The organism is Pseudolactococcus yaeyamensis, assembly GCF_054658615.1.
Map to the genome: position 1 here is coordinate 1 of NZ_BAAGGP010000006.1, position 12,998 is coordinate 12,998.

Annotated in this window: 15 protein-coding genes and 1 pseudogene; all 16 read left to right on the forward strand. The window is 40.4% G+C overall.

Annotated features, from left to right (window positions below; all coding sequences use genetic code 11):
• Positions 1 to 133 precede the first annotated feature (133 nt).
• Positions 134 to 1,699 (forward strand): 2-isopropylmalate synthase, encoded by a 1,566-nt coding sequence (locus ACYQ21_RS02225; protein WP_460054694.1) that lies wholly within the window; start codon positions 134 to 136, stop codon positions 1,697 to 1,699.
• Positions 1,700 to 1,747: 48 nt separating this feature from the next.
• Positions 1,748 to 2,785 (forward strand): 3-isopropylmalate dehydrogenase, encoded by a 1,038-nt coding sequence (gene leuB, locus ACYQ21_RS02230; protein WP_460054695.1) that lies wholly within the window; start codon positions 1,748 to 1,750, stop codon positions 2,783 to 2,785.
• Entirely contained in the window at positions 2,785 to 3,057 is a 273-nt protein-coding gene (locus ACYQ21_RS02235) for a DUF1294 domain-containing protein (RefSeq protein ID WP_460054821.1), read from the forward strand. Before leuB ends, ACYQ21_RS02235 begins: the two co-directional genes overlap by 1 nt.
• A 149-nt stretch (positions 3,058 to 3,206) precedes the next feature.
• On the forward strand, positions 3,207 to 3,407 hold the full coding sequence (locus tag ACYQ21_RS02240) for a hypothetical protein (protein ID WP_460054698.1): 201 nt from the start codon (positions 3,207 to 3,209) through the stop codon (positions 3,405 to 3,407).
• A 37-nt stretch (positions 3,408 to 3,444) separates the two neighbouring features.
• Positions 3,445 to 4,818 (forward strand): 3-isopropylmalate dehydratase large subunit, encoded by a 1,374-nt coding sequence (gene leuC, locus ACYQ21_RS02245; protein WP_460054699.1) that lies wholly within the window; start codon positions 3,445 to 3,447, stop codon positions 4,816 to 4,818.
• Entirely contained in the window at positions 4,818 to 5,282 is a 465-nt protein-coding gene (locus ACYQ21_RS02250; RefSeq protein ID WP_460054701.1) for a hypothetical protein, read from the forward strand. Before leuC ends, ACYQ21_RS02250 begins: the two co-directional genes overlap by 1 nt.
• A gap of 45 nt (positions 5,283 to 5,327) precedes the next feature.
• Complete coding sequence (gene leuD / locus ACYQ21_RS02255) at positions 5,328 to 5,918, forward strand: 3-isopropylmalate dehydratase small subunit (RefSeq protein WP_460054704.1); 591 nt, start codon at positions 5,328 to 5,330, stop codon at positions 5,916 to 5,918.
• Positions 5,919 to 6,330: 412 nt separating this feature from the next.
• The gene (locus tag ACYQ21_RS02260) at positions 6,331 to 6,846 is read left to right on the forward strand and encodes an NADH-quinone oxidoreductase subunit NuoE family protein (RefSeq protein WP_460054705.1); all 516 of its coding nucleotides are present in this window, start codon (positions 6,331 to 6,333) and stop codon (positions 6,844 to 6,846) included.
• Between the two features lie 64 nt (positions 6,847 to 6,910).
• Positions 6,911 to 8,785, forward strand: coding sequence for an NADH-ubiquinone oxidoreductase-F iron-sulfur binding region domain-containing protein (locus ACYQ21_RS02265; RefSeq protein ID WP_460054706.1), 1,875 nt, complete (start codon positions 6,911 to 6,913; stop codon positions 8,783 to 8,785).
• Between the two features lie 14 nt (positions 8,786 to 8,799).
• Positions 8,800 to 10,542 carry an NADH-dependent [FeFe] hydrogenase, group A6 gene (locus ACYQ21_RS02270; RefSeq protein ID WP_460054709.1) on the forward strand — a complete coding sequence of 581 codons (1,743 nt, stop codon included), beginning with the start codon at positions 8,800 to 8,802 and terminating at the stop codon, positions 10,540 to 10,542.
• Between the two features lie 155 nt (positions 10,543 to 10,697).
• Positions 10,698 to 11,222, forward strand: coding sequence for a hypothetical protein (locus ACYQ21_RS02275; protein WP_460054710.1), 525 nt, complete (start codon positions 10,698 to 10,700; stop codon positions 11,220 to 11,222).
• 91 nt (positions 11,223 to 11,313) lie between these two features.
• On the forward strand, positions 11,314 to 11,448 hold the full coding sequence (locus tag ACYQ21_RS02280) for a hypothetical protein (protein ID WP_460054713.1): 135 nt from the start codon (positions 11,314 to 11,316) through the stop codon (positions 11,446 to 11,448).
• Positions 11,449 to 11,506: 58 nt separating this feature from the next.
• Positions 11,507 to 11,581, forward strand: a pseudogene (locus tag ACYQ21_RS02285) (hypothetical protein); the annotation flags it as partial.
• Between the two features lie 46 nt (positions 11,582 to 11,627).
• Positions 11,628 to 11,762, forward strand: a complete 135-nt coding sequence (locus ACYQ21_RS02290; protein WP_460054715.1) for a hypothetical protein — start codon at positions 11,628 to 11,630, stop codon at positions 11,760 to 11,762.
• A 182-nt stretch (positions 11,763 to 11,944) separates the two neighbouring features.
• The gene (locus tag ACYQ21_RS02295) at positions 11,945 to 12,502 is read left to right on the forward strand and encodes an ECF transporter S component (protein WP_460054716.1); all 558 of its coding nucleotides are present in this window, start codon (positions 11,945 to 11,947) and stop codon (positions 12,500 to 12,502) included.
• Between the two features lie 52 nt (positions 12,503 to 12,554).
• The gene (locus tag ACYQ21_RS02300; RefSeq protein ID WP_460054717.1) at positions 12,555 to 12,995 is read left to right on the forward strand and encodes a flavodoxin; all 441 of its coding nucleotides are present in this window, start codon (positions 12,555 to 12,557) and stop codon (positions 12,993 to 12,995) included.
• Positions 12,996 to 12,998 lie beyond the last annotated feature (3 nt).

The following is a 12,998-nucleotide window of genomic DNA, read 5'->3' on the forward strand; positions in this document are numbered from 1 at the left end:
GCAAAATCCGTGAGTCCATTCCAGAACTATTATCTCTGAGAAACGGCTCAGTAGTCAAGTGAAAATTAATATCAATTAGGTAAAAATCGTAGTGGTTAATCACTACTAGAATATATTATACGAGGAGATTATCATGCGTAAAATAGAATTTCTGGACACTAGCCTTCGGGATGGCGAACAGACACCAGGTGTCAATTTTTCAATCAAAGAAAAAGTTGCCATTGCCAAACAACTTGAAAAATGGGGAATTTCAGCCATTGAAGCAGGCTTTCCTGCGGCTAGTCCGGATTCATTTGAGGCGGTCAAACAGATTGCGGCAACTTTAACTCAAACTGCGGTCACAGGGCTTGCACGAGCTGTCAAATCAGATATTGATGCTGCTTATGAGGCGCTGAAAGATGCGGCATATCCACAGATTCATGTCTTTATCGCAACCAGTCCAGTCCACATGAAATACAAGCTCAAAAAGACACCAGATGAAGTCATCGCCTCAATTACTGAGCATGTGACCTATGCCAGAAGTTTATTTGATATTGTTGAATTTTCACCGGAAGATGCGACGCGGACAGAAAAAGATTTCTTGCTCAAAGCGGTTCAAGCAGCGGTGGATGCGGGGGCAACCTACATCAATATTCCTGATACGGTCGGTTTCACAACGCCGACTGAATATTATGAGATTTTCAATTTTTTGATCGATTATGTGACATCTGACCGAGACATCATCTTCAGCCCCCATTGTCATGATGACCTTGGGATGGCGACTGCCAATACATTAGCGGCGATTAAAGCTGGTGCGGGGCGTGTCGAAGGGACGGTTAATGGTATCGGTGAGCGAGCAGGTAATGTCGCACTAGAAGAAGTCGCAGTTGCCCTCAAAATTCGTGAGACTTACTATCAAGCCACATCAGATATTGTCCTCAATGAAACCTTTGCAACCTCTGAAATGGTCTCACGTTTCTCAGGCATTCCAGTTCCTAAAAACAAGGCAGTGATTGGTGGTAACGCCTTTGCGCATGAGTCTGGGATTCATCAGGATGGTGTGCTAAAAAATCCTGAAACTTATGAAATTATCACACCAGAACTGGTCGGCGTTAAGAAGAATTCTCTGCCACTTGGTAAACTATCGGGTCGCCACGCTTTTGTTACGAAACTCCAAGAACTTGGCTTTGATGAGGTGACAGATGCTGAGATTAAGGAACTCTTCTCTAAATTTAAGGTGCTGGCTAATAAGAAACACGATATCACAGATGCGGATGTTCGGGCGCTAGTCGCAGGTACAACGGTTGAAAATCCAGAAGGTTTCCAATTTGATAATCTTGCGATTACTTCTAATGACGATGGTACACAAACGGTTACGATTAGCTTGAAAAATGAAGGTCACGAGATTATCGAAACAACTGCCAATGGTAGTGGCTCGGTAGAAGCAACCTTTAATGCTATCGACCAGTTCTTCAATCAATCGGTTAAACTTGATAGCTATAACATTATCGCTATAACGGAAGGGATTGATGCACAGGCAGAAGTTCATGTTACAGTTGAAAATAATGATACAGGTAGCATTTTCAATGCTAATGGTCTTGACTTCGATGTCTTACGTGCCAGTGCGATTGCTTATGCCAATGCTAATACTTTGGTGCAACGTGAAAATGCAGGGATTATTACCAAGAAAATTTCAGAAAAAGCAAATCCAGAAGAATGAGATGATGTAAACCGAACAGGTAACTCAAAAGTAGAAGGAATAAAAAACATGATGAAAAAAATTGTAGCCTTAGCAGGTGATGGCATTGGTCCAGAAATTATGGCTGCGGGTCTTGAAGTTTTAGCAGCTGTTGCACCGAAAATTAATTTTGATTATACAATAGATGCGTACCCCTTTGGCGGAGCAGCTATTGATGCTGGAGGGCATCCACTACCAGAAGTGACATTAGCAGCCACTAAAAGTGCTGATGCGATTCTCTTGGCGGCTATCGGCGGTCCGCAATACAACGATGCTACTATTCGCCCAGAGCAGGGCTTGCTCGCCTTGCGTCAAGAACTAGGTCTGTTTGCCAATATCCGACCTGTGCAAATTTTTGATGCGCTCAAACACTTGTCACCTCTGAAACCAGAGATTATCGAAGGCGTTGACTTTGTGGTCGTTCGTGAATTGACAGGTGGTATCTATTTCGGCGAGCATACCTTGAAAGAACGCAGTGCGCGTGATATTAATGACTACACATATGAAGAAATTGAGCGGATTATCACAGTTGCCTTTGACATTGCGCGTGGTCGTGGCAAAAAAGTAACCTCGGTTGATAAGCAAAACGTGCTGGCAACCTCTAAACTTTGGCGCATCGTCGCTGAAGATGTTGCGAAAAATTATCCAGATGTGATTTTAGAGCATGCCCTTGTTGATAGCCTCGCTATGAAAATGATTACCAATCCGAGCGACTTTGATGTGATTGTCACCGAAAACCTCTTTGGCGATATCTTATCAGATGAATCAAGTGTCTTACCCGGTACTTTAGGTGTCATGCCTTCTGCCTCTCATGCGGCTGATGGTCCCAGTCTTTATGAACCAATCCACGGCTCAGCGCCTGATATAGCTGGGTTAGGCATTGCTAATCCAATCTCTATGATTTTGTCAGTGGCTATGATGTTACGTGAAAGCTTTGAAGCAATAGCTGGGGCTCAGTATATTGAAAATGCAGTCAATAAAACATTACTAGAAGGTATCCTGACAAAAGATTTGGGCGGCACAGCTAGTTTGTCAGAGATGACAGCAGCTATTGTTGCTAACTTATGATGATAAAAGATGTTTTAATTGGTTTGCTTATTCTTTGGAATCTGGTGGTTTTCGTACTCTATGCCGAAGACAAACGGCGTGCCAAACGTGGACTCTGGCGAATTAGCGAAAAGACTTTATTACTAACATCGCTTTTATTTGGCGGTGTCGGTGCGCTTGTTTCAGCACATATTTTTCACCATAAAACGAGAAAAATCGAATTTCAACTTAGCTGGTGGCTAGGCGCTGAGATAGACATTGTTACCATCTTTGTCATCTTAAAAAAGAATTGATAGGATAGATAGGAGCTAATGTGGTTAAAAAGAAGAAAGTCATCATTATCATTCTGTTATTGCTAACGAGCGTCAGTTTTTTGGTCTACAACTTTTTGTTGCCAAAAACGAATACGGGTGATACAATCATACCAGTTCTAACATCGACAATGACAGGAGAACTAGAAGAAGTTTCTAGTGGTTGGTTATGTTTGAGAAACAAAGACGGACTGTACGATTTGGGTATTGTTCAAGAAGAGATTGATAGTAAAAAATATGTTGCTGGAGAAAAGCTTAAAGTATACTACAGTGGTCTTATTCAGGAAACTTATCCATCTAGAATTTCAAAAATTTATAAAATAAAAAAATAAAATAATTTTTAAAGTATGAATATAGAAAGAAGTAAAAATGGGACAAACAATATTTGATAAACTGTGGGAACGCCACGTGATTATGGGTGAAGTTGGCGAGCCACAGCTCCTTTATGTGGATTTTCACATGATTCATGAGGTAACAAGCCCGCAAGCTTTTCAAGGTTTACGTGAAGTTGGACGGAAAGTTCGTCGCCCAGATTTGACTTTCGGGACGACTGACCACAATGTACCGACGGTTGATATTTTTAACATTTCAGATTTGATTTCGAAAAATCAGATTGATACCCTAGCGCGCAATGTTCAAGAATTCGGAATTGATGCGGCAACGCATGGCTCCGATCGTCAAGGGATTGTTCACATGGTGGGACCTGAGACAGGTCATTCACAGCCCGGTAAGGTTATCGTTTGTGGGGATTCTCATACGGCAACAAACGGCGCTTTTGGTGCGATTGCTTTTGGGATTGGCACAAGTGAAGTTGAACACGTTTTTGCGACACAAACACTTTGGCAAGTCAAACCTAAGCAAATGAAAGTTGAGTTTATTGGCAAGCCTGCTAAAGGGGTATATGCCAAAGACTTTATCCTAGCTCTTATTGCTAAATATGGCGTTGATGCGGGGGTGGGCTATGCGGTTGAATTTACAGGTGAAGCGATTGCGGCACTTGAGATGGAAGAACGCATGACGATTTGTAACATGGCTATTGAATTTGGCTCGAAAATGGGTCTCATGAACCCAGATCAAAAAACCTATGATTATGTGACGGGTCGTGAGTTTGCACCGAAAGATATGGCAGCAGCGATTGCGGATTGGGAAACCTTGCCGTCGGATGCTGATGCGACTTATGATAAAGTGATTACAATCGATGTGTCAAAACTTGCGCCGATGGTGACTTGGGGCACTAATCCAGAAATGGGGATTGAGTTTACAGAAAAATTCCCAGAAATCAAAGATTTCAATGACGAGCGAGCTTACCAATACATGGATTTAACACCGGGTGGTAAGCCAAGTGATATCGATCTAGGGTATGTTTTTATCGGGTCATGCACCAATGCGCGTTTAAGTGATTTACAGCTGGCAGCTGAGATTGTCAAAGGTCACAAAATTTCTGATAAACTGACGGCGATTGTTGTGCCGGGCAGTCGTCCAGTAAAAAAAGCAGCGGAAGCACTCGGTCTAGATAAAATCTTTACCGATGCTGGCTTTGAATGGCGTGAACCGGGTTGTTCCATGTGTCTCGGTATGAACCCTGACCATGTGCCTGAGGGAGTTCACTGCGCATCAACTTCCAACCGTAACTTTGAGGGACGTCAAGGTCATGGCGCGCGGACACACCTTTGTAGTCCAGTTATGGCGGCATTGGCAGCCATCAATGGCAAATTTGTAGATGCACGGGAGGTGCTGGTTTAATGCCGAAATATCATGGTGATGAGGAATATATTAATCGTTTTAAAAAATCTTTAGGGTATGCAAAAGATAGTAGAAATATTAGAATTAGTATAACAGGACGTAGTAGCGCAGGTATTTTTGGTTTAATTCCATTTGTGACTCTTATTTCAGAAATGAAGAACGCTTGCATCTTCAATCTTAGCCTTGAAGAGGATGGCTTTCTGATTATACAGGCTAAGAAGTTGAGTGGCGAACTTCTAAATCAAACATTGTTTATTGCACATCATGAGTTAGCTGAAACTAGAATTATCAAAGGTTCATTAGAACATCAGTTGATTTTTACTTTGAAAACTGGCGAAACTTTGAATTTTAATTTGGGTACTAAAATTATTGGTATTCCTTATCAAAATGAAAATGCTACTTATTTAATAGAGATGATTGAACAAAAAAATAAATCAAATCAAAAAAATGATATCTTCATCTGATTAGTCAGAACAATCGACACTTTGAAAAGATAAGGAAAATAAAATATGGAGAAATTGACAGTTTATAAAGGCACAACCGTGCCGCTGATGAATGATAATATTGATACCGACCAAATCATTCCCAAACAGTTTTTAAAAGCGACGGATAAAACAGGTTTTGGCAAAAATATGTTTTTTGAATGGCGCTATCTGAGCGACGGTGAGGCTGAAAATCCTGACTTTATCCTCAACCATCCAGAATATCGTCAAGCTACGATTTTGATTTCAGGGGACAATTTTGGCTCTGGATCGTCTCGTGAACATGCGGCTTGGGCAATTAAAGATTATGGCTTTCGTGCGGTGATTGCAGGGTCATTTTCAGATATTCACTACAATAATGAACTGAAAAATGGGATTCTACCCATTGTGCAACCCTTAGAAAATCGTGAAATTCTGGCAGCTTTATCGCCAGATGAAACGATTGAGATTGATTTACCTCATCAAGTTATCAAAACCTCAAAAGGCGACTTTACTTTTGAGATTGATGCAGAATGGAAACGTAAACTTGTGAATGGTCTTGACGATATCGGGATTACCTTGCAATATGAAGACCTCATCACGGCTTATGAAAAAAAACGGCCAACTTATTGGCAATAAGAATTAGTAAGTATGTAAGTATCGTTGATGAAAATGACTTAGATTTTGATGAGAGGGATAAAACTAAGGCAGTGAACGGGAATTGATTTTAAGGCATTTTTCTCAATGTCTGAGTGATGAACAAAACTACTGATTTGTCATCAGTAATCTTGATTAATTGTATTGAATAATAAATATCTAACGAATTAAAAAAAAATAGTCGATTTATTGGCTTAATTTTGTTTCAAAAAAATGAAAAATGTAAAACTTATTGGACAGAAACCTTGATTTAAAGCATCTCCGATAGAGTTATGCGTTTTTTTTGTAGACAAAAAATGTTATAATGAAACTGTAGTATTGTAAACGCTTACTTGGTGTTTTTAATGCTGAGATAAGCTATTTTTGATAAAGTAAAGTTGAGAGGAGTTAAATTGTGAGCGAAAAAAAGACGGTTCAGTTTGATTTTGTAGAAACAGAAAGTCAACGAAAAGAATTTGAACTAGCACTAGCACGATTGAAAATTCAGCGAGGTGCGCAGATGCCACTATTGCAAGAAACGCAACGTATTTATGGCTATCTACCAAAAGAATTGCTAGAACGAATAGCAAAAGCTTTAGATGTACCATTAGAAGAACTCTATAGTACGGCAACGTTTTATTCTCAATTCTCTTTTGTACCTAAAGGGGATTATACGATTAGTATCTGTATGGGGACGGCTTGCTATGTCAAAGGTGCAGGTGATATTCTGGACGGACTATCCACTTTGTTAGCAATCAAATCAGGTGAAACGACAGAGGATAAAAAATTTACTTTGGAATCTTGTCGTTGCATCGGTGCTTGTGGCTTAGCCCCTGTATTGAAGGTCAATGAAGAAGTCTATGGTCGGTTGAACAAAAAGAAAAGTGAAAAAGTTCTTGCGACCTACCAAAAAGAAGCATCGGGTGTTTAAAGTTCAGTTTCAGGTTAAGTTTCAAGATTTCACGAAGTGGAATCGCAGAAAGGAGTGAGTAGGTTTGATCAAAAATTGGAAGCAATTAACTGATTTACGAAATGTCAATCGGCAATCTGTCGCTATGCGGATGGAAGAAGCGGGTGAACACCCTTTTGATTTTGAAATCATGGTGTGTGCAGGGACGGGCTGTCTTTCTTCAAAAAGTGATGATTTTGTCACAGCTGTAAAAGAAGAGCTAGCTAAAAATGACATGATGGACAGGGTCAATGTTGTTCGAACGGGGTGTTTTGGACTCTGTGCGCAAGGGCCGATTGTTATCGTCTATCCAGATGGTGTCTTCTATCATCAAGTTAAACCAAAAGATGCGAAAAAAATTGTCAGTCAGCATTTGATAAAAGGCGAGTATGTTGAAAAACTCTTGTATCATGACCATAAAACAAAAGAAGTTGTCAATAAGCTAATGGATACGCCGTTTTATCATAAACAAAAACGGGTAGCGCTTGATAACTGTGGACGCATTGATCCAGAAAAAATTTCAGATTATATCGCCTTTGATGGCTATCAAGCCTTGGCTAAAGTTGTCAACGATTATACGGCAGACGATGTTATCAAAATTTTAGAAACTTCAGGATTGCGTGGCCGTGGTGGCGGTGGTTTTCCGACTTTTCGAAAATGGGCATTTGCTAAGGCAAGCATCTCAGATCAGAAATATGTTATTTGTAATGCTGACGAAGGCGATCCGGGAGCATTTATGGATCGTTCTGTCTTAGAAGGCAACCCGCATGCTGTTCTTGAAGCCATGGCGATTGCAGGCTACACGATAGGTGCCAATCAAGGCTATATCTATGTGCGTGCCGAATATCCCACCGCTGTTGAACGCTTAGAGATTGCAATTGAACAAGCTCGGGCATTAGGTCTACTTGGTCAAAATATATTTGGCTCAGGCTTTGATTTTGATATTGATTTGCGTTTAGGCGCAGGCGCCTTTGTCTGTGGTGAAGAAACAGCCCTTCTTGAAAGTATCGAAGGACGTCGCGGCGAACCTAGACCGAAGCCACCGTTTCCAGCGGTAAAAGGTTTGTTTGGTCAACCGACGATTGTCAATAATGTCGAAACTTATGCTAATATTCCAAAAATCATTCTTGAGGGTCCGGAATGGTTTGCAAGTATGGGGACTGAAAAATCCAAGGGAACCAAAGTTTTTGCACTGGGTGGCAAAATTGAAAATACAGGCTTGGTTGAAATTCCATTAGGTACCACACTAAGAGAAATTGTTGAAGATATCGGCGGCGGTATTCCAGATGAGAAGCAATTCAAGGCAGCACAAACAGGTGGTCCATCTGGTGGTTGTATTCCGATGCAACATTACGATATTCCAATTGACTATGATAATCTAATTGAAATCGGCTCGATGATGGGCTCAGGTGGTTTGATTGTCATGGATGAAGGCAACTGTATGGTTGATATCGCCAAATTCTTCCTTGAATTTACAGTTGAGGAAAGCTGTGGCAAATGTGTGCCTTGTCGTATTGGTACCAAACGCTTACTAGAAATACTTGACAAGATTACCATGGGGAAAGCGACGCTAGAAGATTTGGATAAAATGGAAGAGCTTTGTGACCATATCAAAGGTAATTCCTTGTGTGGTTTAGGACAAACCGCACCAAATCCAGTCCTGTCAACCCTCCGTTATTTCCGTGATGAGTATGTCGCACACGTTGTGGACAAAAGCTGTCCAGCTGGTGTCTGTAAAAATCTTATTCGCTATGAAATTCAGCCAGATAAATGTACAGGCTGTACAGCTTGCGCTAGAAATTGTCCGGTAGCGGCGATAAATGGCGAAGTCAAAAAAGTGCATGAAATTGACCAAGAAATCTGTATTAAATGTGGCGTATGTTATGACACGTGTCGCTTTGATGCGATTAACATTGTCTAGAAGGAGGTGTGTCAGTGAAAGAAGTAACGATTAAAATCAATGGTAAAACTTACACGGCGCCAGAAGGCTCAACGATTCTTGAGGCTGCGCGCCTGAATAATATTGATATCCCGACACTCTGTTTTTTAAAGGAAATCAATGAAATCGGAGCTTGTCGAATCTGTCTAACAGAAGTTGAAGGGGTGAACAACCTCGTGACCTCTTGTGTGTATCCGATTACTGAGGGGATGTCGATTAAGACCAACTCTGATCGTGTTTTCAAATCAAGAAAAACAAATCTTGAACTCATCTTATCGACACATGAACGTAAGTGTTTATCATGTATCCGAAATGGCAACTGTGAACTTCAAAAACTCTGTAAAGAGTTCAACGTTGATGACGAAGACTTTTACAATGGCGAAAATTGTGAATATGAATTTGATGATAGCTCAGTTCATATGTATCGAAATAACAATAAATGTATTTTATGTCGCCGTTGTGTCTCTGTTTGTAAAAAATTACAAGCAGTTGGCGTCATCGGTGCTAATGATCGTGGGTTCAACACGCATATCGGTAGTGCTTATGAGCAAGACCTAGGCGATGTCGATTGTATCTCTTGCGGACAGTGTATTGTCGTCTGTCCGACGGGGGCGATTGCTGAAAAAGATCAGACCCAAGAAGTCTGGGCAGCGCTGCAAGACCCAACTAAACACGTCGTCGTTCAAACCGCACCGAGTGTGCGTGTGACCCTAGGTGAAGCCTTCCAATTGCCTGTTGGCACAAATGTCGAAGGAAAAATGGTTGCAGCTTTGCGTCGCATTGGTTTTGATAGAGTCTTTGACACCAACGTTGCGGCCGACTTCACCATTATGGAAGAAGCAACAGAATTCTTGCAACGTGTCGAAAATAACGGCCCATTTCCAATGTTTACATCCTGCTCACCCGGTTGGGTCAAATACTGTGAAGCCTACCATCCAGAGCTTATTCCCAACCTATCAAGCTGTAAATCACCGCAACAAATGTTTGGTGCTTTGATTAAAACATGGTATGCGCAAAAAAATAATATCGATCCTAAAGATATTTTTGTCGTTGGTATCATGCCATGTACTGCGAAGAAATTTGAAGTCACACGTAAAAACCAAGCGACAGTAGGCTTCACAGATGTGGATATCGCCTTGACAACCCGAGAATTGGCACGGATGATTGATAAAGTCGGTATTCGATTTAATGACCTGCCAGATGAAACATTTGACCAGCCACTAGGCGATGCGACAGGTGCCGGTTATATCTTTGGCGCCACTGGTGGCGTGATGGAAGCAGCCTTGCGGACAGCTAGTGAAACGCTAGCAGGTCATGCGCTTGAAGCCGTTGATTTTACAGAAGTACGTGGCACACAAGGCATCAAAGAAGCCACCTATGAGATGAGCGGACAAACCGTCAAAGTTGCCGTCGCATCTGGTATCAATAATGCGAAACGCTTGATTGAACAAATCGAAAAAGGCGAAGCCTTCTATCACTTTGTTGAAATCATGGCCTGTCCTGGTGGTTGTGTCAATGGTGGTGGACAACCGGTGCAGCCGGGTTCTGTTCGAAACTTCGTGGATTTGAAATCTAAGCGTGCACAAGCACTCTATGCTGAGGATCGTGGCAAAGGCTTGCGGCGTTCGCACGAAAACCCAGTGCTCCAACATATTTATCAAGAATTTCTTGAAGCACCGGGTAGTCACAAAGCCCATCATATCTTGCATACGAGCTTTCAAAATCCTATAGAGGAGTAAAGCAGGTAAGACAATGATGATTTAATGAATGGAGGAAAACACAAGATGAAAAAAGAATAATTTACCAGTATTGATAGTTGTGACAAGTTTACTGGGTGTTGGAGGAGCAACAGTAATTCAATTTGTCATTAAAAGTGTATGCTTATGGTAATAAAATGAAAGCGACAACACCTACTTCAAAAGATAAAGAAGGCGCTAAAATTGGTATTAATAAAAGAATCTTATTGCCTCTTATTTTCTCTTTCTTGCTTTTGGTATCATGTAGCAATCGGGATAATCAAAATTCTGAAGTATTCATTTCATTAAACGAGGCAATCAAATCTTCTAATTTGATTGTTGAAACTAAGTTAAATCATGATAAAAAATTATCTGAAACAAAGTTTCTTGTCGGAAATAAACTCCCAAGTAAATTGAAAATTCCGAATAATATACTATTGCCAACAGGTCAAAGTAAATATATTTTATTGATTGAAAAAAATAGAGTTTTGAAAGCATTCATGATTAGTGAAGATAAGTTTGCAATTTCGTTGACAGCTGGAGAAGAATTTAAATCTAATGTGACAAAAATTGATTCGAAAACAGATGATTTAATTCAAAAAATTAGCGAAGCAAGAGGGATTGAGAAGCGTAATTTCCAGATTTTGACTTTACAAGAATTAAAGACAAAAATATTGAAATGAAATCAAGAAGTGCAATAAAATTCATTAAAAAAAGAGAAAGGTTTTATGTTGGTGGGAATTGCTCGCTAATATAAATGTTATAAGAAAAAATATGTCAGATTTTGAAAAAACACTAGCTTTAATCAAAAACGGAGAATTGACAAAAGTAGAATTGCAGGAATTAAGCATGGCAATTCAGTCAAGAATCTTAAGCAAACCATCTGTGCAAGCAGATATTAGTGTCTAAGCATTACCAAATAAAAAGAGGCAAATGGTAGTTTCGGTAACACATAAGCTAACAAGAATTTCTTGAAAAACTAGGTAGCAACAAAGTTCATCATATCTTGCATACGAGCTTTCAAAGTCCTATAGAGGAGTAACGCAAGCGTGTCAGACAATGATGATTTAATAAATGGAGGAAAACACATGTCAGATTTTGAAAAAACACTAGCTTTAATCAAAAACGGAGAATTGACAAAAGTAGAATTGCAGGAATTAAGCACGGCAATTCAGTCAAGAATTTTAAGCAAACCATCTGTGCAAGCAGATATTAGTGTCTAATTCTATTTTTAAGTACACGGTTGAGCTTCGACTTCCTAGGTCTAGGAAAATAGATAAAGAGTTCGCAGATAATATGCTGTCTTTACACCTTTTCCTATTTTTCTACCTACCAAAGCGTTGCCTCAACATCTCAAAAAGGAGGTAAATGGTAGTTTCCACGGCACGTGAGCTATCAAGCATTTATGAGCAAAAAAGCCTTAACGCTTACCCAAACAGCCGTTTTATTAGCTCTGATTGCCGTCATTGAATATTTAATGGTTGGCCCTCAGTATATCCTAATTAAAGGGTCAATTGTCAATTTGATTTTAGTGGTTGCAACCCTTTTGGTGGGTTTGCCGGCGGGGATCGTGATTAGTATTTTTACCCCGCTTTTGGCAGTCGTAACGGGACATTTGGCCATGCCAGTCTTAGCGCCTGTTGTGGCAGTTGGTAATCTTGTTTTTGTCTTCATATGGTGGCTTATTGTGCGCTATGTCAAGGAAACAAAATCTGTGATGAGCTATATTATTGCGACGGTCATTTCGTCACTTGTGAAATTTGCCGTTCTCTATTTGGCAGTAGCTTGGTATATCTTACCAGTCGTGCTAAAAGGGATTGTCGCAAAAAAAACACCACTCAAAGTGGCCTTACTGGCACAATTTGGTATGCCTCAGTTAATCACAGCAGTGATTGGTGGTGTGATTGCCATGCTCATCTTACCACGTTTAGCTAAGGCTATCCAATCAATAGCAAAAAATTAGTCAAGTTTAAATTTAAAACATATATTGTAAGAAAAGAAAGGTCGTAAAACACATGACAGTAGTAAAAATCGTATTTTCAAGCACAACAGGGAACACAGAGGGAATTTCAGAAATTTTAGAAGAAGAGTTCGTGGCACTAGGCGCTGATGTTGAGGTCATTGATGCTGATGATGATGTTGACGAGGATGTCTTTGAAGAGGCTGAGGTTTGTGTCATCGCAACTTATACTGATGGAGATGGGGAAATCCCATTCAACCTGCAAGAATTTTATGAAGAACTGCCAGAGATTGATTTATCAGGTAAAGTATTTGGCGTTGTAGGTAGCGGTGATAGTGAACTTTACCCAGAGGCTTTCTGTCAAGCAGCGATTGATTTTGAGACGGCTTTTGCGGCAACAGGTGCTAAAAAAGGAGCAGATACAGTTAAGATAGAAAATGCTGCTGAGGATGATGATATTGTGGCATTAAAAGCATTTGTTGCGGCTTTGCTCTAAACG